This is a genomic window from Pseudomonas sp. GW456-E7 (assembly GCF_059424105.1).
The window spans coordinates 80,379-98,682 of record NZ_JBWKZB010000007.1; the positions used below are offsets into that span (position 1 = coordinate 80,379).

Consider the following 18,304-nt stretch of genomic DNA (forward strand, 5'->3'; position numbering starts at 1 on the left):
ACCCGGTTGCAGGTTTCAGCACTGCTGCGCAGTGCAGCGGGAGCAAGCTCCCTCGCCACAAAAGTGCCTACATTCGAGCGCGCCACCGATCCAGCGCCACCACCCACAACGCAATCACCACAAACCCCAGCAACAATCCCCCGGCGTTGATGAACACCTGTGGATAACCCAGTTTGTCCACATCAATGAACGGGTACGGATAAGTCGCCAGCAAATGCCCGCGCAGCAACGAGTAAGCGAAGTACACCAACGGATAAATCACCCACAACGCGATATGCCCCCAGCGCACCGAGCCTTTCGGTACACAGAACCACCAATACCCCAGGAACAGCAGCGGCATGACGTCATGCATCAGCTCATCGGCCAGCCATTGCCAGCCTTCGGGATGCCATAGATGACGAAGCAATACGCTGTACGCCAGGCCGACGACAGTGATGCTCACAGCAACGCCACTCATGACCCAGGGCTGTAAAAACCAGCGTCGCGCGGCGGACTCGCGGGACGTCAGTTCACAGGTCAGCACCGTCGCCACCAGGGTGTTGCTCAGCACGGTGAAATAGCTGAAAAAACTCACCAGCCCACCGATCAGGCTGGCCCCCAGCGTCCAGCGCGAATAGAAAATCAGGTACATCTGGATGCTCAATCCCGCCCAGCCGAGCATGGCAGCCACGACCACAAAACGGCGGCGCAACACGCAAGGATTGACCATGTTCAGAGCGGTCGTTTGGTGCGCATCAACTTCACATACAGACGTTCGACCTTCTCCCGCGCCCAGGGGGTTTTACGCAGGAACGTCAGGCTCGACTTGATGCTCGGGTCGCTCTTGAAGCAGCGGATGTCGATGCGTTCGGCCAGCCCCGACCATTCGTAGTGTTCAACCAGGGCGTTGAGGATTTGCTCCAGCGTCACGCCGTGCAGCGGGTCGATGTTGTGTTCGGTCATGCCGGGCCTTTAAGCAGAGTGGGAATTGGAAGTCGCGCACCTTACGTTAAATGTAGGTGAAACGGAAAAGATCGCAGCCTTCGGCAGCTCCTACAAAGGCATGCGATCTTTTGTCACTGTTACCAAATCCGAAAGGCTGCATGTCAGTAAAAGCCCTTTCTCTATTTGTAACAGATCATTATCCTTGCACCCGCTTTAGCTGAAACGCTTCTGCTAGCCATTTCTTCCGTTCAATCCCCAGAAAAAGATCAAGAATTTCTTCTCTATGCCTGATTTCCAGCTTTCGAAAGACAGCGCTGTCTTCAAACCTGTTGCCTGCCGAAAAACCTTCAGCCTGATAGGCGGACTCACCGCTTTGGGCCTTGCCACTTGCGCTCACTCGGCTCCTGCCTTCGATAGCGATTCACCGTGGATGCTCGGCGACTGGAACGGCACTCGCAGCGAACTTGCGGAAAAAGGCTACGACTTCAAAGTCGATTACACCGGTGAAATGGGCAGTAACCTGCATGGCGGCTACGACCACGACCGCACCGCCCGCTACAGCGACCAGTTCGGCCTGGGCACCCATCTGGACTTGCAGAAAATCCTCGGCTGGGACGACGCCGAGTTCCAGTTGACCATCACCGAACGCAGCGGCAACAACATCAGCAACGACCGCATCAACGACCCGCGTGTCGGCGGCTTCACCTCGGCCCAGGAAGTCTGGGGCCGCGGCCAGACCTGGCGCCTGACGCAGATGTGGTATCAGCAGAAGTTCTTCGACGAAAAACTCGACATCAAGGTCGGCCGTTTCGGCGAAGGCGAAGATTTCAACAGCTTCCCTTGTGACTTCCAGAACCTGGCGTTCTGCGGCTCCCAGGTTGGCAACTGGGCGGGCGACATCTGGTACAACTGGCCGGTCAGCCAGTGGGCGATGCGGGTCAAATATCACCTGACGCCAGAGCTTTATGCACAGGTCGGCGCGTACGAACAGAACCCGTCGAACCTCGATCGCAATAACGGCTTCAAGCTCAGCGGCAGCGGCACCCAGGGCGCGGTCCTGCCGGTGGAACTGGTGTGGACGCCGAAACTCAACGGCCTGCCGGGTGAATACCGCGCCGGTTACTACTACAGCAGCGCCAACGCCACCGACGTCTACAAGGACAGCAACGGCCAGCCTGCCGCCCTGAGTGGCGAAGCCTACCGCAGCGCCTCGAGCAAGCACGGCATGTGGCTGGGCCTCCAGCAGCAAGTCACCAGCCTGGCCAGCGATCATTCCCGCGGCCTGAGCCTGTTCGCCAACGGCACGATGCACGACAAGAAGACCAATGCCATCGACAACTACGTCCAGGCCGGCCTCGTCTACAAAGGTCTGCTCGATGCCCGGTCCAGGGACGACATCGGTTTTGCCATGGCCCGCGTCCACGTCAACCCGGCCTATCGCAAGAACGCCGAGGCGACCAACCAGGCCAATGTCGTTTTCGACTACGACAATCCGTCCTACCTGCCGCCCCAGGACACCGAATACAGCGCCGAACTCTATTACGGCGTGCACGTGACCAACTGGCTGACCGTGCGCCCGAACCTGCAATACATCCGCCATCCCGGCGGCGTGAACGAAGTCGATGACGCGCTGATTGGCGGGATCAAGGTCCAGTCGTCGTTCTGAGCGACCACACAAAACCTTTGTAGGAGCGAGCTTGCTCGCGATGGACGTCAACGATAACGCTTCGAGCCTGACACCCCGCGGCGTTCTCAGGTTTCTCGCGAGCAGGCTCGCTCCTACAGGGACTGCGTCAACCACACCGGTTTTATGAACCCTGCCCGCGCCGGATCGTCATCTACAGTGAACTGGCGCAGGACTACTTGAAACATCACGGAGAATCACACTATGAGCACTGATGGTGCCTTGGGTCGAAGCCGTCTGTTGCCGACCCTGCTCGGCATACTGCTTCTGCTAATGGGCCTGGCCATGCTGGCCGGGGGGATCAAGCTGAGCATGCTCGGCGGCTCGCTGTACTACCTGCTGGCCGGCATCGGCATTGCGCTGAGCGGCGTGTTGCTGATCGCCGCCCGCCGCGCGGCGCTGGGCCTGTACGCACTGGTGCTGTTCGCCAGTACTGTCTGGGCGCTGTGGGAAGTCGGCCTCGACTGGTGGCAACTGGTGCCGCGCCTGGCGCTGTGGTTCGCACTCGGCGTGGTGATGCTGCTGCCGTGGTTCCGTCGTCCATTGCTGATCAACGGCCCTGCCCCTCTGGGTACGGGCGCCTTGAGCGTGGCCGTGGTGCTGGCCGGTGTTACCGCCGTGGCCAGCCAGTTCACCCACCCGGGCGAGACCTTGGGCGAACTGGGCCGCGACACCGCGGACATGACCAGCACCGCGCCGCAGATGCCCGAAGGCGACTGGCAGGCCTATGGCCGCAGCGAATTCGGTGACCGCTACTCGCCGCTCAAGCAGATCACCCCGGCCAACGTCGGCAAGCTGCAAGAAACCTGGCGTATCCAGACCGGCGATCTGCCCACCGCCGATGACCCGGTGGAGCTGACCAACGAAAACACCCCGCTCAAGGCCAACGGCATGCTCTATGCCTGCACCGCCCATAGCAAGGTGCTGGCGCTGGACCCGGACACCGGCAAGGAGTTGTGGCGTTTCGACCCGCAGATCAAGAGCCCGGTGGGCTTCAAGGGCTTCGCCCACATGACCTGCCGTGGCGTGTCGTACTACGACGAAGCGGCCTACGCCCAGTCTGAAAACGCGGCCTCCGCCGTCATCTCTGAAGCCGGCAAAGCCGTCGCCCAGGCCTGCCCGCGTCGCCTGTACCTGCCAACCGCCGATGCACGCCTGATCGCACTCAACGCCGACACCGGCAAGGTCTGCGAAGGTTTCGGTAAAAACGGTGTGGTTGACCTGACCCAGGGCATCGGCCCGTTCACCCCCGGTGGCTACTACGCCACCTCGCCGGCAGCGATCACCCGTGACCTGGTGATCATGGGCGGCCACGTCACCGACAACGAGTCGACCAACGAGCCCTCCGGCGTGATCCGTGCCTTTGACGTACACGACGGTCATCTGGTGTGGAACTGGGACAGCAACAATCCAGACGCGACCGAACCACTGCCAGAAGGCGAACACTACAGCCGCAACTCGGCCAACATGTGGTCGCTGGCCAGCGTCGACGAAAAACTCGGCATGGTCTACCTGCCACTGGGCAACCAGACCCCTGACCAGTGGGGCGCAGACCGCACCCCGGGCGCCGAGAAGTTCAGTGCCGGCCTGGTCGCGCTGGACCTGGCCACCGGCAAGGTGCGCTGGAACTACCAGTTCACTCACCATGACCTGTGGGACATGGACGTCGGCAGCCAGCCAACCCTGCTGGACATGAAAACCGCCGACGGCATCAAGCCTGCGGTGATCCAACCGACCAAGCAAGGCAGCCTGTACGTCCTCGACCGTCGTGACGGCACGCCGATCATCCCGATCAAGGAAATCCCGGTTCCGCAAGGCGCCGTGAAAGGTGACCACACCGCGCCGACCCAGGCCCGTTCGGACCTGAACCTGCTGGCCCCGGAACTGACCGAAAAAGCCATGTGGGGTGCCAGCCCGTTCGACCAGATGCTGTGCCGCATCCAGTTCAAGGAATTGCGCTACGAAGGCCAGTACACCCCGCCGTCGGAACAGGGCAGCCTGATCTATCCGGGTAACGTCGGCGTCTTCAACTGGGGCGGCGTTTCGGTCGACCCGGTTCGCCAGATGCTGTTCACCAGCCCGAACTACATGGCCTTCGTCTCGAAAATGGTGCCTCGCGCCGAAGTCGCGGCCGACAGCAAGCGCGAAAGCGAAACAGCGGGCGTGCAACCGAACACCGGCGCACCTTACGCGGTGATCATGCATCCGTTCATGTCGCCGTTCGGCGTACCGTGCCAGGCGCCAGCCTGGGGCTACGTGGCCGGCATCGACCTGACCACAAGCAAAGTCGTGTGGAAACGCAAGAACGGCACCAGCCGCGACAGCTCGCCATTGCCTATCGGCCTGCCACTCGGCGTGCCAAGCATGGGCGGTTCGATGGTCACCGCCGGCGGCGTCGGCTTCCTCAGCGGCACGCTGGATCAATACCTGCGCGCCTATGACGTCAACACCGGCAAGGAGCTTTGGAAATCGCGCCTGCCGGCTGGCGGTCAGGCTACGCCTATGACCTACACCGGCAAGGACGGCAAGCAATACGTGCTGTTGGTCGTCGGTGGCCACGGCTCACTGGGCACCAAAATGGGTGACTATGTGATTGCGTACAAACTGTCCGAGTAAGTTTCAGCGGCAGTAAAACGAAAGGCGACGCCCGTGAGGACGTCGCCTTTTTTGTGGCCGCAGATTTCCAGGCCCCCCCGGACTACTGTGGGAGCGAGCTTGCTCGCGATAGCGGTCTGACAATCACTTCAAGGGTATCTGTCATGCCCCCATCGCGAGCAAGCTCGCTCCCACAGGGGATAGTGTCGCCGCAAAATCCAGCTAACCTGTCTCTGCGCTGAACACGCCTTCGAAACACGGCGTTGCAGAAAATGACCGTTGAAACCACCGCCAACCTGCCCCATCTAAGACCCATACCCATTGTGCAGGTGCCCCCATGAGCGACCAGCAAGAATTCCCCGAAGACCCGAGCGAATACGCCGATCCGCAAAGCGCTCCACAGCACAAACCCGGCAAAGGCCTGGCCCTGCCCGGCCAGAACCTGCCGGACAAGGTCTACATCATCCCGATCCACAACCGGCCATTCTTCCCGGCCCAGGTCCTGCCGGTCATCGTCAACGAAGAGCCGTGGGCCGAGACCCTCGACCTGGTGGCCAAGTCCGAACACCACTCCCTGGCCCTGTTCTACATGGACACGCCCCAGGAGGACCCGCGCCACTTCGACACCTCGGCCCTGCCGCTCTACGGCACCCTGGTCAAGGTCCACCACGCCAGCCGCGAAAACGGCAAACTGCAATTCGTCGCCCAGGGCCTGACCCGAGTGCGTCTGAAAACCTGGCTCAAGCATCATCGGCCGCCGTACCTGGTGGAAGTCGAATACCCGCACCAGCCCACCGAGCCGACCGACGAGGTCAAGGCCTACGGCATGGCGCTGATCAATGCGATCAAGGAACTGCTGCCGCTCAACCCGCTGTACAGCGAAGAGTTGAAGAACTACCTCAACCGCTTCAGCCCCAACGACCCGTCGCCGCTGACCGACTTCGCCGCCGCGCTCACCTCGGCCACCGGCAGTGAGCTGCAGGAAGTGCTCGACTGCGTGCCGATGCTCAAGCGCATGGAAAAAGTCCTGCCGATGCTGCGCAAGGAAGTCGAGGTCGCGCGCCTGCAAAAAGAGATTTCCGCCGAAGTTAACCGCAAGATCGGTGAACATCAGCGCGAGTTCTTCCTCAAGGAGCAACTCAAGGTCATCCAGCAGGAGCTGGGCCTGACCAAGGACGACCGCAGCGCCGACCTCGAACAGTTCGAACAACGGCTGCTGGGCAAAGTCCTGCCGGCGCAGGTGCAGAAACGCCTCGAAGAGGAAATGAACAAGCTGTCGATCCTCGAGACCGGCTCGCCAGAGTATGCGGTCACCCGCAATTACATCGACTGGGCGACCTCGGTGCCGTGGGGCGTGTACGGCGAGGACAAACTCGACCTCAAGCACGCGCGCAAGGTGCTGGACAAACACCACGCCGGCCTCGACGACATCAAGGACCGCATCCTCGAATTCCTCGCAGTCGGCGCCTACAAAGGCGAAATCAGCGGCTCCATCGTGTTGCTGGTCGGCCCGCCGGGCGTGGGCAAGACCAGCGTCGGCAAGTCCATCGCCGAATCCCTGGGCCGGCCGTTCTACCGCTTCAGTCTTGGCGGCATGCGCGACGAAGCCGAGATCAAGGGCCACCGCCGCACCTACATCGGCGCGCAGCCGGGCAAACTGGTGCAGGCGTTGAAAGACGTCGAAGTGATGAACCCGGTGATCATGCTCGACGAGATCGACAAGATGGGCCAGAGCTACCAGGGCGACCCGGCTTCGGCCTTGCTGGAAACCCTCGACCCGGAACAGAACGTCGAATTCCTCGACCACTATCTGGACCTGCGGATGGACCTGTCGAAGGTGTTGTTCGTGTGCACCGCCAACACCCTCGACTCGATCCCCGGCCCGTTGCTCGACCGCATGGAAGTGATTCGCCTGTCGGGCTACATCACCGAAGAAAAAGTCGCCATCGCCAAGCGTCACCTGTGGCCCAAGCAGCTTGAGAAAGCCGGTGTGTCCAAGGGCAGCCTGAGCATCAGCGACAGCGCGCTCAAGGCGCTGGTCGACGGCTATGCCCGTGAAGCCGGCGTGCGCCAGCTGGAAAAAAACCTCGGCAAACTGGTGCGCAAAGCGGTGATGAAACTGCTCGACGATCCGAAAGCGGTGATCAAGCTTGGTCCGAAAGATCTCGAAGCGTCGCTCGGCAAACCGGTGTTCCGCAACGAGCAGGTGCTGGCGGGGGTCGGCGTGATCACCGGCCTGGCCTGGACCAGCATGGGCGGCGCCACCCTGCCGATCGAAGCCACGCGTATCCACACCCTCAACCGTGGATTCAAGCTCACCGGGCAACTGGGTGACGTGATGAAAGAGTCGGCGGAGATCGCCTACAGCTACGTTAGCTCGCACCTGAAGTCCTATGGCGGCGATCCGAAGTTCTTCGACGAAGCCTTCGTCCACCTGCACGTGCCGGAAGGCGCCACGCCGAAAGACGGCCCGAGCGCCGGCGTGACCATGGCCAGCGCCCTGCTGTCGCTGGCACGCAACCAGCCACCGAAAAAAGGCGTGGCCATGACCGGTGAGCTGACGTTGACCGGGCATGTACTGCCGATTGGCGGGGTGCGCGAGAAGGTGATTGCGGCGCGGCGGCAGAAGATTTTCGAGCTGATCCTGCCGGAGGCCAACCGGGGTAATTTCGAAGAACTGCCGGAGTATCTGAAGGAGGGTATTACCGTGCACTTTGCCAAGCGCTTTGCGGATGTGGCGAAGGTGTTGTTCTGATAGTTATCTAGCGTCTGTTCCGCCGCTTTCGCTGGCAAGCCAGCTCCCACAGTGATTGAGGGTGCACACAAATTTTGTGACCGACTCAATTCCCTGTGGGAGCGGGCTTGCCCGCGAAGGCGTCAGTCCTGGCACCACCGTCCAGGCTGACTGTCACACTTTGTCTCATCTTAAGTTATGCTCGCCGTTCGTCGCCAACGCCGGAGCCCCCGACCCCATGTCCTCCATTCGCCTGCTTGTCCCCCTCGCCCTCGCCTTGCTGGCCGCGTGCACCACGCAACCTGCACACAACGTGACTGTGGAAAAACAGAGCGAATGCCCGGTGAAACTCAGCAACGGACAAAACCTGATCCTGACCCTGCCGAGCAATCCGACCACGGGTTATCGCTGGGCGATCCAGGATTCCGCCGGCGGCGTACTGCACGCCTTGGGGCCTGAGGTGTATCGAAATCCGGAAGATGCCGGCATCGTCGGCTCGGCCGGGGTTTCGACCTGGCGCTTCCAGGCTTTTGCGAGCGGCACGGGACGTCTGCGCCTGACCTCGCAACAGCCATGGGCGCCGGAAGTGCTGCCGGTGGACTCGTTCGACTGCGCGATTTCGGTCAACTGACCGTGGGCTGGCTGATTCTGGCGCTGATGGGCGCGGTGACTTTCCTTTATGGCTTGAGCGTGCATGCCTCGATGCTGTGCCTGCTGGTCAAGCCGCTGCCGGTGCTGGCCTTGCTCGGCTGGCTGCACGACGCACCACCCGGCGAGTACCGGCGCTGGCTCAGCCTGGGCCTGATTTTCTCCTTGGTCGGCGACGTGTTGCTGGCCTTGCCGGGGGACTTGTTCGTGTTCGGCCTGGGCGCATTCCTGGTCGCCCACCTGGCGTATCTGAAAGCCTACTTGAGCGATTGCCGGCGCCTGGCCCTTTTACCCCTGATCATCGCCCTCGGGGTGGGTGCGGTGCTGTTGGGGATTCTGATTTCTCATGGATTGGGGCCACTACTGGTTCCGGTGATCGTCTACGGCCTGGCGATCAGCGCCATGCTCTGGCGCGCGCTGGCGCGGCTTGGCAGTGATGTGCCCAAGCGTTCGGCCTTGCTGGCTGCCGGTGGTGCGGTGGCGTTTGTGTTTTCGGACAGTGTGATTGGCATCAGCCGATTCGTGGTGCCGTTCGATGCGGCGCCCTACGTGATCATCCTCAGCTACTGGCTAGGGCAGTGGGGCATCACGGCATCGGCGTTCTCCCAAAGCAAACGCTGACCCCTGTGGCGAGGGGGCTTGCCCCCGTTCGGCGGCGCAACCGTCGTAAACCCTGTTAGTCGGGTGTATCTGTGATTACCCGGTTGCATGGTTTTGGGACTGCTTCGCAGTCCAACGGGGGCAAGCCCCCTCGCCACAAGAGCACTCTCGGCTTTCAAACTGCATCAACCCACCCGCTTTATCAGACAACCCGCGCATCCCCACGCCAACTTGGCTAAAATGCCGGCCTTTTCACCGATACCGCTGGAACCGCCGTGAGCAAAGAACCCGATCGCCTTTTCGCCCAGCCTTTGGCCCAGGTGCCTGACTTCGCCTTTAACGAGGACGTGGTGCGGGTGTTCCCGGACATGATCAAGCGCTCGGTGCCGGGCTATCCGACCATCGTCGAAAACCTCGGCGTGCTCGCCGCGCAGTTCGCCCAACCGGGCAGCGTGCTCTACGACCTGGGCTCGTCCCTGGGTGCCGTGACCCAGGCCCTGCGCCGGCATGTGCGCACCGACGGTTGCCGCGTCATCGCTGTGGATAACTCCGCCGCCATGGTCGAGCGCTGCCGCGAATACCTCAATGGCCAGGACTCGATGTTCCAGGAGTTGCTGCCGGTCGAGGTGATCGAGGGCGACATCCTGGCGCTGGAGTTCCAGCCGGCCTCGGTGGTGGCGTTGAACTTCACCCTGCAATTCATCGCCCCGGACCAACGCACCGCGTTGCTGTCGCGCATTCGTCAGTCGCTGTTGCCCGGCGGTGCCCTGATCCTCTCGGAAAAACTGCGCTTCGAAGACGAGCAGGAACACGCGTTGCTCACCGACCTGCACATCGCCTTCAAACGCGCCAACGGCTACAGCGAGCTGGAAATCGCCCAGAAGCGCAGCGCCATCGAAAATGTCATGAAGCCCGACAGCCTCGAAGAACACCGCGAACGCCTGTTGGCCGCCGGGTTCTCGAAAGTCGTGCCGTGGTTCCAGTGTCTTAACTTTGCCTCGTTGATTGCCCTGCCATGATTGATCTGTCTCCCCTCGCCCGCCGTCTGGCCGGCACGCCGCTGGCCGAATGGGCCAACACCCTGCAGGCGCAACTCGACAAGAAAATGGAAAAGGGCCATGGCGACCTGGAGCGCTGGCAAAGCGCGCTGGACGCCCTGCCAAGGATCCAGCCAAGCGAAGTCGATTTGCTCAACGGCCTGAAGCTGGACACCGATTGCGACGATGAAACCCGCGCGCAAATGCGTTCCGCGTTGATGGGCCTGTCACCGTGGCGCAAGGGGCCGTTCGACCTGTTCGGTGTGCATGTCGACACCGAATGGCGCTCGGACTGGAAGTGGTCGCGGGTCGCCCCGCATCTGGACCTTGCGGGCAAGCGCATCCTCGATGTCGGCTGCGGCAACGGCTATTACATGTGGCGCATGCTCGGCGCCGGTGCCGATAGCGTGATCGGTGTCGACCCGAACTGGCTGTTCTTCTGCCAGTTCCAGGCGGTGCAGCGCTACCTGTCCGAACCGAACGCCTGGCACCTGCCCTTCCCCTTCGAAGACCTGCCGCCGAACCTCGAAGGCTTCGACACGGTGTTTTCCATGGGCGTGTTCTACCATCGCCGCTCGCCCATCGAGCATTTGCTGGCGCTGAAGGATTGCCTGGTCAAGGGCGGTGAGCTGGTGCTGGAGACGCTGGTGGTCGAAGGCGACAAGCACCAGGTGCTGGTACCGGAAGACCGCTACGCGCAGATGCGCAACGTGTGGTTCCTGCCGTCGGTGCCGGCGCTGGAGTTGTGGTTGCGACGTGCCGGGTTCAGCGATGTGAAGTGCGTGGATGTGAGCACCACCACAGTCGAAGAACAGCGTGGGACGGAGTGGATGAAGTATCAGTCGCTGAGCGACTTCCTGGATCCCGACGATCACAGCAAGACAATTGAAGGGCTGCCAGCGCCGATGCGGGCGGTGATTGTGGCCCGTAAATAACAGCAAGATCAAAAGATCGCAGCCTTCGGCAGCTCCTACATGATGTCCTGTAGGAGCGAGCCTGCTCGCGATGGACTCAAGAACACCGCGGGGAACCAGATTGCCCGCGTAATCGTTCACGACCATCGCGAGCAGGCTCGCTCCTACAGGGGGGTCTGTGTTTAGTCGGAAGGTTTTGCTCTCCGGGCCTTGAAGAACTCACTTAAAACAGCCCCGCACTCCTCCGCCAACACCCCACCCTCATGCAACACCCGGTGATTCAAAAAGCCCTGGGTAAAGAACTGCCCCTGGCTCTGCACAATCCCCGCCTTCGGCTCCAGCGCGCCATACACCACCCGCGTGATCCGCGAATGCACGATCAGCCCGGCGCACATGCTGCACGGCTCCAGCGTCACATACAGCGTACTGCCGGGCAGGCGATAGTTGCTGACGGCCTCGGCGGCGGCGCGGATCGCGACCATCTCGGCGTGGGCACTGGGATCGCTGGTGCTGATCGGGCAATTGAAGCCTCGCCCGATGATTTCACCATCCTGCACCAGCACCGCGCCCACCGGCACTTCGCCCAGGGCCGCGCCTTGGGCGGCCAGGGCCAGGGCTTCACGCATGAATTCGCGATCACGGCTGCGGTCGATGATGGCGGCGGGACGAATCTGACGCATCACGCCACCTCGATGGCGGCCATCAGGCCGGTTTCCATGTGATCGATCACATGGCAGTGAAACATCCAGACCCCGGGGTTATCCGCCACCAGCGCCACTTGCGCGCGCTCGTTCTTGCCCAGCAGATAAGTGTCGGTGAAGTACGGAATCACCTTGTGCCGGTTCGAGGCGATGACCTTGAAGCTCATGCCGTGCAGGTGAATCGGGTGCTGATACTGGGTCATGTTCTTCAATTCGAAAATGTAGCTCTTGCCCTTTTCCAGCTTGGCAATCGGACGGTCGGCGCAGGTCTTGTCGGTGATGTCCCAGGCCTTGCCGTTGATCTGCCACAGGCTCGGCGGCTTGCCGTTGTCGACGTTGACCGACACCGAGCCGACCCATTCGAAATTGAAGTTGAGTTTCACGGCATTGGCCAGGTCCGGCTCGGCAATCGGGTTGGCCGGCAGTGCGGGCGGCCATTGGCTTGGTGCGTCGGCATTGGCCACTGAACGCAAGGTACCCAGGCGCACCGGGCCGTTGCGCAAGGACAACTCTTCACCGGCCGCAGGCGCCTTGATCGCCAGGCAAATGCGCATGCCGGGGCCGAGCCAGTATTCCTTGCCCAGCGGGCGCGGTTCGATGGGGTTGCCGTCCAGCGCATAGATCTGCGCTTCGACGCCGGGGATGTTCAGGCGATAGGTCAGGGTGTTATCGAGATTGAGAATGCGCACCCGGGTGATCTGCCCGGCCGGCAAGTCGATCACCGCCTGCGGCACACCGTTGATGGTCGCCAGGCGCCCCGCCGTGCCGCCACGGGCTGCTTCCCGGGGAATGCTGAACTCGACGAAATTGCCGACCTCGTCGACATGCCAGCTCTTCAGGCTCAAAGTCTTTTCGTACTTGAAACCGGTGGGCTCGCGTTCTTCGATGATCAGCGGTCCCACCAGGCCACGGCCGAGTTCTTCGCTGCTGTTCACATGCGGGTGATACCAATAGCTGCCGGCATCCGGTACGCGGAATTTGTAGTCGAAGTACTCGCCCGGCAGCACCGGCAATTGCGAGACATAGGGTACGCCGTCCATTTCCAGCGGCAGGCGGATGCCGTGCCAGTGAATGGTGGTCGCCACCGGCAAGTGGTTAATGAAGCGCACCCGCAGCCATTCACCCTGGCGCACCCGCAACTCGGTGCCCGGCGCCGACGGGCCAAAGGCCCAGGCCTGGGTCTTGTGCCCGGCCACCAACTCCACGTCCAACGGCGCCGCAATCAGCTCATAGTCGTGACCGGCATCCGCATCGGCCATCTTGCCCAGCCAGTAGCGCGACGCCCCTCCGGCTCCCACGCCAACGACAACAAGACCGGCCAGGCCACCGAGTATTTGGCGACGGGTAAAGGACATGAACTCAACTACCTCACAAATCAACGACAGGCCAGCGACCCGGAAAAAGCGAATACGATACACCTGCAACTGCGAAACCGTAAGGGTGATGCAATGACGCACGCCGGATCGCCCATGCATATAACTATGTAGTACACCCCCTCTGAACGAACGGGTCATGCTCAATACTCGTTTCTCAAGGAGTGAGACTGCATGAATCCGAATCAAAACCGGCCCCTGCCCAATGCAGCCGACAAGGCCGCCCTCAAGGCCATCGCCACCCGCATCATCAAGACCTGCCCCAGCCTGCAAGACACCGCTCATGACGTCGCCGGTAACTTGCTGAAAAAGTACGGCATCACCGACCTCGATCCGGACCGGGTGTATTTCCACCGCTTCGACGCGTCGCAAAGCAGCTCGAAGGCCTTCTCCGGATGGGAGCATGTCAACGCCACGCCGACGTCGTCCATGACCCTGACCCAACTGGTGATCCACCGCTTCCGCGTCGTCGATCAGGACAATGCCGACCTGCTGGATGTGTATGCGGGTTTCTATACCGCTGGACCGCGCACCGGGACTTTCAATGAAACCAACGAAGTGCGCCTGCACGGTAACGACGTGCTGACGGACTTCTGGAGCATCGACTTCAGCGCGGTCTACAACGAACGGCTGACGAGCTTCTGGAACGAATCCGCCGCTGACTTCCGTACCCTGGCCAAGTGCAATTTTCTCATCAACGCCTTGCGGGCCCGCGACCGCAAGAAGCTCAGTGACGCGGACTTCAATGTCGCTGTCACGGCCGTCATGGGGCCCGTCACCTGGCCGGTCAGCCTGCAGATGTTGCAAACGCAATACACCGATACGCATGCCCAGGTACGAATGCTGGATGTGGCCGGCTACCTGTCGAACAACATTGTGCGCATCAAGGCGCCCAAAGGCCGGCAGATTCTCTACCTTCCCGGAGAGGCCGAAGCCTTCAAGGTGCTGGAAACCGAAACGGACATGCACTTCTGGGTGTTGCTGCAAATGAATGACGAGGCGCGACGCCAGGTATTCATGGCGCACTTTTCCATGGCCGATCGCCAGGACATCGCTGACAACCTCCCGGACCTGATGAACCGCCTGGTGGGCAGCTGGAGTGTGTACGACCATCAGCTGATCAATCAGGAAAACCGGGGCGTAGACGGTGACGTTTTCAGTTGGCTGCGAGACTCGACCAAGGCCGCGATGTCCGCCGAGGCCGCGCTGTCACTGACATCCAATGGCGATCTGCGTGAAAAACTGTGGATCGGTTACCTCAGCGCCGGCGTGAAAGTGTTCGGTCCGATGGCGGTCGTCGGCTGGCCGGTCGCCCTGCCGGTGATCGGCGCCAGCATCGCCAACATGGGGTTGAACATCGATCAGGCGGTCAACGGCAAAACCGCCGAGGAACGCAAGGCCGGTGTGCTTGGCGCGGTGCTCAGCGGTATCGACATCTTGTTCAACCTGCTCGTCCTCAAAGGTCCCGGTTCGCTGGAAGAAGCCGGCCCCGAAATCGACGCCGCCGAGGCGAAGGAAATGGCTGAGCTGAAGGAGACAACACCAGCGACCAAAGCCCCCAAACCTGCACCGACCGAGATCAGAATGACACCCGGTGGCAGGATCAACCTGGATACTCCGCTTGGACCGGCCTATGACTCCATGACGGTGGATAACCTGGGGGAACTGAAACAGGCACTGATAGAAAATGGCATGCAACCGATGGGTTGGCCGCCCGTGGCTGGAGAGGCCGAGGGCGCGGCATCGGTGCTCGAGGATCTTGCCCAGGTACGACCTGAAGTCCAGCAGCCGAGCCTACCCCAGCACTGGCAAGCCAACGAATTGCTGGAAGGGATGACACCCGAAACAATGCCCGGGAAATTCCATGGCATCTATCGACTCGACGGCAATCCATCGACAGCCATCATGCTCAACGATGTGGCCTGGTACGTGCGTTATGAGGCCGACGCCAACGGTGTCGGCACGTGGGCCATTATCGATCCTGAAAACCCGAACGCGTTTTCAGGCTCATTGCCGGTACGCCTGAACGCTCAAGGTGAGTGGGAGCTGGCGCCACGGGCCGGCCTGAAGGGTGGCGGCAACAATCCGAAAGGAATGTCACCAGGGGTCGCTCAACCCCAGCCGCAAACCACGCTGCGCAAACCAACCACAAGCTACGACGCACCGCAAAGATACAGCCTCAGGAAGCTGGCGATGGGCAAACCGGAGACCCATGTCAAAGTCAGCCGTTTGCCCGACGGCACAATGAAAGGGATTACCACCTACGACGAATACGTCGCCGGCCCTCGTGCCGAGTTGTCACGGGACGCTCGAAGCTTCTTTGCCCGCAGCGGATTCTCCACGTCCCTGCCTACCCGCCCGACCATCCCCGCCGTCACGCCCTCGACCACCGCCACAGAACTCATCGGGCAGGCGTTGGATGCAGCAAATGGCCTGGTCATCGGTGAGAGTCAGGACCGCATTGCCAGTATGCGTTTTCTCATCGAGAACATGCCGACACTCGCCAGACAGGGGGTAAAAACACTGTATTTCCATCGCCTGCTCAACGATTTCAGTCAACTGGACTTGAACACATTCTTCAGCACCGGGGAAATGTCCGATGACCTGGAGGAAACGCTGCAACAACTGCAAAGCGACCCGTCAGGGCGGTATACGCCGCTTGAAGTGGTCAGGGCTGCGCGACTCAACGGCATTCGGGTTCAGGCGACGGACTGTCTGGCGAGCTATCGCTATCCCACCTCGCCACTGCCCGACATGCATGAACAAGCCATAAAGAGCTACCTCACCCACACGATCATGCAGGCCAACGAATCCCTCAATGGCGCAGGTAAATGGGTGGTACTGACCGACCAGGAAAACATCAACACCTTTCGCGGCATGGCCGGCATCAGTGAAATACAGGGCGGTATCGGCTTGCGCATCGAAGAAGTGTTGCCCGAACAACGCCTGCTGATCGAGACAGACAGGGGCATCGAAGTGGGACGGGGCTTCACCACGCAACCGGACCATGTCAGTGGCGAATACGATACGTTGTACGCCGACCTGAGCCTGCAGATGCCGCTACCGCTGCTCCAGCGAACACCGGCGGAACTCAATCGGCTGCTGTTCCGGCAAGGCATGTTCACCTTCGAGAAGGTCGATGGAACCTGGACGTTGATTCATCGCGGCAGAGACCGCCATATTGCGCGAACGCTGGTCGAGCTTACGGTTGACGGCAAATACCTGATCAATCGTCCCACCTGGACTGATGTGCATCAGGTGCCATACGCCAGTATCAATGAACTGTCCTGGGCCCTGAGCCGCATGGGCATGGACCTCGAAGGGCGTCTGCCTCTGTAATTCGTGCCTGTTTCTGCCACGCCTGCATGTAAAAAGCCCCCGGTCTCGCGACCGGGGGCTTCCTTTACCGCTATCGTTTTGAGCCTGGGTTCACAGGCTCAAATACGATCATTCCCACTCAATGGTCGCCGGCGGCTTGCTCGACACGTCGTAGGTGACGCGGGAGATGCCTTCGATTTCATTGATGATGCGGCCGGATACGGTTTCCAGCAGTTCGTAAGGCAGGTGTGCCCAACGCGCGGTCATGAAGTCGATGGTTTCCACGGCACGCAGGGCCACGACCCAGGCGTAACGACGGCCATCGCCGACCACACCAACCGATTTCACCGGCTGGAATACCACGAAGGCCTGGCTGACCTTGTGGTACCAGTCGGCCTTGCGCAGTTCTTCGATGAAGATGTGGTCGGCACGACGCAGCAGGTCGGCGTATTCCTTCTTCACTTCACCGAGAATGCGCACGCCCAAGCCCGGGCCCGGGAACGGGTGACGGTAGACCATGTCGTACGGCAGGCCCAGCTCGAGGCCCAGACGACGGACTTCGTCCTTGAACAGTTCGCGCAGTGGCTCGACCAGTTTCAGGTTCATTTCTTCCGGCAGGCCGCCCACGTTGTGGTGCGACTTGATCACGTGGGCCTTGCCGCTTTTCGCGCCAGCCGACTCGATCACGTCCGGGTAGATGGTGCCCTGGGCCAGGTACTTGATGTTGTCCAGCTTGCAGGATTCGGCATCGAACACGTCGATGAAGGTACGGCCGATGATCTTGCGCTTCTTCTCCGGGTCGGCTTCGCCGGCAAGGTTGCCCAGGAACTGCTCCTCGGCGTTGGCGCGGATCACCTTGACGCCCATGTTCTCGGCGAACATGGCCATCACTTGCTCGCCTTCGTGCAGGCGCAGCAGGCCGTTGTCGACGAACACGCAGGTCAGCTGGTCGCCGATGGCCTTGTGCAGCAGTGCGGCAACCACGGACGAATCGACACCGCCGGACAGACCCAGCAGAACGTTGTCGGTGCCAACCTGGGCGCGAACCTGGGCGATGGCGTCTTCAGCGATCTTCGACGGGGTCCACAGGGCTTCACACTCGCAGATGTCGAGGATGAAGCGCGACAGGATGCGACCGCCCTGCTTGGTGTGGGTCACTTCCGGGTGGAACTGCACGCCGTAGTAACGGCGCTCGTCGCTGAACATGCCGGCGATCGGGCAGCTCGGGGTGCTGGCCAGGATGTGGAAGTCTTCCGGCATCCGGGTGACCTTGTCACCGTGGCTCATCCATACGTCGAGGCCGAACAGGCCGTCGGCGTCGATGTGGTCTTCAATACCGTCGAGCAGACGGCTCTTGCCGACCACGTCTACGCGGGCGTAACCGAACTCACGCAGCTCGGAACCTTCAACCTTGCCGCCCAGTTGCTCGGCCATGGTCTGCATGCCGTAGCAGATACCGAAGACCGGCACGCCCAGGTCGAAAACGGCTTGCGGGCAGCGAGGGCTGTTGGCTTCGTGAACCGATTCCGGGCCACCGGCGAGGATGACGCCTTTAGGAGCGAATTCGCGGATCGCATCTTCGTCCATGTCGAACGGATGCAGTTCGCAATACACACCGATTTCGCGCACGCGGCGGGCGATCAGCTGGGTGTACTGGGAACCGAAGTCGAGGATCAGGATGCGGTGAGCGTGAATGTCGAGGGCCATGATTCAGTCTCGTCTAAAAAATTCGGAAACAGTCGTGATTCAGAAACAACTCGGGGCTGAATAAAACAG

The 18,304-nt window shown here is 61.2% G+C and carries 14 protein-coding genes; 8 read left to right on the forward strand and 6 right to left on the reverse strand.

Features of this window, described 5'->3' with window-relative positions:
- Positions 1-67: 67 nt before the first annotated feature.
- The 3 genes from AC07YV_RS07200 to AC07YV_RS07210 all read right to left on the reverse strand — a co-directional run bounded on the left by AC07YV_RS07200 (position 68) and on the right by AC07YV_RS07210 (position 1,321).
- On the reverse strand, positions 68-709 hold the full coding sequence (locus AC07YV_RS07200; RefSeq protein WP_102699086.1) for a Pr6Pr family membrane protein: 642 nt from the start codon (positions 707-709) through the stop codon (positions 68-70).
- Positions 710-711: 2 nt separating this feature from the next.
- Positions 712-942 (reverse strand): VF530 family protein, encoded by a 231-nt coding sequence (locus tag AC07YV_RS07205; RefSeq protein ID WP_007975135.1) that lies wholly within the window; start codon positions 940-942, stop codon positions 712-714.
- 178 nt (positions 943-1,120) lie between these two features.
- The gene (locus AC07YV_RS07210) at positions 1,121-1,321 is read right to left on the reverse strand and encodes a hypothetical protein (RefSeq protein WP_371317830.1); all 201 of its coding nucleotides are present in this window, start codon (positions 1,319-1,321) and stop codon (positions 1,121-1,123) included.
- On the opposite strand from AC07YV_RS07210, the gene AC07YV_RS07215 reads away from it, so the two are divergent.
- The 7 genes from AC07YV_RS07215 (at position 1,298) to cmoB (ending at position 11,157) form a co-directional block, all read left to right on the forward strand.
- On the forward strand, positions 1,298-2,590 hold the full coding sequence (locus AC07YV_RS07215) for a carbohydrate porin (RefSeq protein WP_494990275.1): 1,293 nt from the start codon (positions 1,298-1,300) through the stop codon (positions 2,588-2,590). The genes AC07YV_RS07210 and AC07YV_RS07215 overlap by 24 nt on opposite strands.
- Positions 2,591-2,812: 222 nt before the next feature.
- Positions 2,813-5,224, forward strand: coding sequence for a glucose/quinate/shikimate family membrane-bound PQQ-dependent dehydrogenase (locus tag AC07YV_RS07220; protein WP_102699088.1), 2,412 nt, complete (start codon positions 2,813-2,815; stop codon positions 5,222-5,224).
- 316 nt (positions 5,225-5,540) lie between these two features.
- Positions 5,541-7,958: an endopeptidase La gene (gene lon / locus AC07YV_RS07225; RefSeq protein WP_102699089.1), complete on the forward strand. Its 2,418-nt coding sequence runs from the start codon at positions 5,541-5,543 to the stop codon at positions 7,956-7,958.
- A 217-nt stretch (positions 7,959-8,175) separates the two neighbouring features.
- The gene (locus AC07YV_RS07230) at positions 8,176-8,568 is read left to right on the forward strand and encodes a protease inhibitor I42 family protein (RefSeq protein WP_102699090.1); all 393 of its coding nucleotides are present in this window, start codon (positions 8,176-8,178) and stop codon (positions 8,566-8,568) included.
- Between the two features lie 2 nt (positions 8,569-8,570).
- Positions 8,571-9,206, forward strand: coding sequence for a lysoplasmalogenase (locus tag AC07YV_RS07235; protein WP_102699091.1), 636 nt, complete (start codon positions 8,571-8,573; stop codon positions 9,204-9,206).
- 254 nt (positions 9,207-9,460) lie between these two features.
- A complete protein-coding gene (gene cmoA / locus AC07YV_RS07240; RefSeq protein ID WP_008053199.1) occupies positions 9,461-10,204 on the forward strand; it encodes a carboxy-S-adenosyl-L-methionine synthase CmoA in 744 nt (247 codons plus the stop codon).
- Positions 10,201-11,157 (forward strand): tRNA 5-methoxyuridine(34)/uridine 5-oxyacetic acid(34) synthase CmoB, encoded by a 957-nt coding sequence (cmoB, locus tag AC07YV_RS07245; protein WP_102699092.1) that lies wholly within the window; start codon positions 10,201-10,203, stop codon positions 11,155-11,157. Before cmoA ends, cmoB begins: the two co-directional genes overlap by 4 nt.
- A gap of 161 nt (positions 11,158-11,318) precedes the next feature.
- Here cmoB and tadA read toward each other — a convergent pair whose 3' ends face one another.
- Together tadA and AC07YV_RS07255 are read right to left on the reverse strand one after the other, a co-directional pair.
- Complete coding sequence (gene tadA, locus AC07YV_RS07250) at positions 11,319-11,816, reverse strand: tRNA adenosine(34) deaminase TadA (protein WP_007973921.1); 498 nt, start codon at positions 11,814-11,816, stop codon at positions 11,319-11,321.
- Positions 11,816-13,192 carry a multicopper oxidase family protein gene (locus tag AC07YV_RS07255; protein ID WP_102699093.1) on the reverse strand — a complete coding sequence of 459 codons (1,377 nt, stop codon included), beginning with the start codon at positions 13,190-13,192 and terminating at the stop codon, positions 11,816-11,818. Before AC07YV_RS07255 ends, tadA begins: the two co-directional genes overlap by 1 nt.
- Positions 13,193-13,384: 192 nt before the next feature.
- Here AC07YV_RS07255 and AC07YV_RS07260 point away from each other — a divergent pair, with 192 nt between their 5' ends.
- Entirely contained in the window at positions 13,385-16,549 is a 3,165-nt protein-coding gene (locus AC07YV_RS07260; RefSeq protein WP_102699094.1) for a membrane-targeted effector domain-containing toxin, read from the forward strand.
- A gap of 108 nt (positions 16,550-16,657) precedes the next feature.
- Here AC07YV_RS07260 and guaA read toward each other — a convergent pair whose 3' ends face one another.
- Positions 16,658-18,235, reverse strand: coding sequence for a glutamine-hydrolyzing GMP synthase (guaA, locus tag AC07YV_RS07265; protein ID WP_008053207.1), 1,578 nt, complete (start codon positions 18,233-18,235; stop codon positions 16,658-16,660).
- Positions 18,236-18,304: the final 69 nt, after the last annotated feature.

What these genes read in the sequence shown, in the direction of transcription:
- AC07YV_RS07260 (WP_102699094.1), top strand. Translation starts at nt 13,385, where the DNA reads ATGAATCCGAATCAAAACCGGCCCCTGCCCAATGCAGCCGACAAGGCC.
- AC07YV_RS07200 (WP_102699086.1), bottom strand. Translation starts at nt 709, where the DNA reads ATGGTCAATCCTTGCGTGTTGCGCCGCCGTTTTGTGGTCGTGGCTGCC.
- AC07YV_RS07205 (WP_007975135.1), bottom strand. Translation starts at nt 942, where the DNA reads ATGACCGAACACAACATCGACCCGCTGCACGGCGTGACGCTGGAGCAA.
- AC07YV_RS07255 (WP_102699093.1), bottom strand. Translation starts at nt 13,192, where the DNA reads ATGTCCTTTACCCGTCGCCAAATACTCGGTGGCCTGGCCGGTCTTGTT.
- cmoB (WP_102699092.1), top strand. Translation starts at nt 10,201, where the DNA reads ATGATTGATCTGTCTCCCCTCGCCCGCCGTCTGGCCGGCACGCCGCTG.
- AC07YV_RS07220 (WP_102699088.1), top strand. Translation starts at nt 2,813, where the DNA reads ATGAGCACTGATGGTGCCTTGGGTCGAAGCCGTCTGTTGCCGACCCTG.
- AC07YV_RS07230 (WP_102699090.1), top strand. Translation starts at nt 8,176, where the DNA reads ATGTCCTCCATTCGCCTGCTTGTCCCCCTCGCCCTCGCCTTGCTGGCC.
- lon (WP_102699089.1), top strand. Translation starts at nt 5,541, where the DNA reads ATGAGCGACCAGCAAGAATTCCCCGAAGACCCGAGCGAATACGCCGAT.
- tadA (WP_007973921.1), bottom strand. Translation starts at nt 11,816, where the DNA reads ATGCGTCAGATTCGTCCCGCCGCCATCATCGACCGCAGCCGTGATCGC.
- guaA (WP_008053207.1), bottom strand. Translation starts at nt 18,235, where the DNA reads ATGGCCCTCGACATTCACGCTCACCGCATCCTGATCCTCGACTTCGGT.